This window comes from Ruegeria sp. BHSA163 (genome assembly GCF_059613365.1).
In genome coordinates, this window is sequence record NZ_JBXWSJ010000130.1 from 1 (window position 1) to 1,270 (window position 1,270).

Consider the following 1,270-nt stretch of genomic DNA (forward strand, 5'->3'; position numbering starts at 1 on the left):
AACCGATTCAGCATTTGTGAAGGATATAAATCGAGAGCTTTCGAAACGCGCACCTGTAGACAGAACAATTATGTTCTTTGTTCACGGATACAACAATACAACAAGCGAAGCGGTGCTTCGCATGGCGCAGTTTGTAGAGGACACAAATTTCAATGGTATACCTATACTTTTCACTTGGGCCTCAGGAGCTAAGCCCGCAAAGTACGTTTATGATTTGAACAGCGCTTTGGTGGCCAGAGAAAAGCTAAAGCCGACATTTGAAATCGTGGCAAGAACGAACGCTCGCACGGTTGATATATTCGCGCATTCCATGGGTTCGCTGTTGGTAATGGAAGGAATCGTTCAGGCGGACTTAAGTGGCCGGTTTAATCGCACCGGCCGTTTAGGTTCAGTAGTTTTAGCTTCGCCGGACATAGATATTGATTTATTTCGTTCGCAACTAAGGCAAATAGAAACGGACTTCTCTCGTATTTTCGTGTTGGTTGCCAAAGATGATCGAATTCTCAGAATTTCTCGTACATTGTCGGGCGGCGTAGAACGTGTTGGGTCGTCTGATTTGGCCCAATTGAAAGATTTGGGCGTTGTGGTCATCGACCTTAGCCAAGTCGATGACTCTGCGGCAGGAAGCCACACAAAATTTGCTGGATCTCCGGAATTAGTGCAGCTCATAGGCAGAGGGTTGAAGGCTCGCCAGCTCAACCCTGATGTCCCTGCAGGCAGTCTTGGCGGTATGTTGGCCGGCGTTCCAATCAGAATTATTGCGGATTGACTTCCTTACACTTCCAAATCGGCGAAAGCACGTGTGTTTATTTGCGCCTCGTCGAAAGAAGCTCTTTACCCGAAGAAGCTATGGTCTTTACCCAATTCAAGGCTTTGGCACTCCTAACCTTATGGATGTTGAATAGTTATCGCTTAACCCCTCTGCTAAGGCACGTTCCGTAATATCTCCAAGTCGGTACAAATCCTCGATAGAAAAATCGGTGTTCAGCACACCCATTTCGTAGAGGTAATTTGGGAAATAGCCGTTGACGATTATGCGAAAGTCAATTGGTAATTTTATTCCGACATGACGCGCCAGCAATACAACAGAACGAGAGCAGTTCGTAAAAACGGAGTTGAACCAGTGTGGGTTCTCTGCAACTTCATTTGCAGCTGCCACGAAGGCTTCTAGCAGACGAGTGTCACCTGGATTTCGATCAACCCTAAACAGTTGTACGCGTTCTTTCCGGATGTTTGAGCGCAGACCCACAACATCGCGTTCTTCGGCGGC

At 47.1% G+C, this 1,270-nt stretch carries 2 protein-coding genes; one reads left to right on the forward strand and one right to left on the reverse strand.

What is annotated here, in order from left to right; all coding sequences use genetic code 11:
• Positions 1–769, forward strand: a 769-nt coding sequence (locus AC2FNV_RS23525) for an alpha/beta hydrolase (protein WP_496774737.1), incomplete at its 5' end; no start/stop codon positions are given.
• Between the two features lie 96 nt (positions 770–865).
• Here AC2FNV_RS23525 and AC2FNV_RS23530 read toward each other — a convergent pair.
• A partial coding sequence (locus AC2FNV_RS23530; protein ID WP_496774738.1) for a lipoprotein N-acyltransferase Lnb domain-containing protein occupies positions 866–1,270 on the reverse strand: 405 nt, incomplete at its 5' end.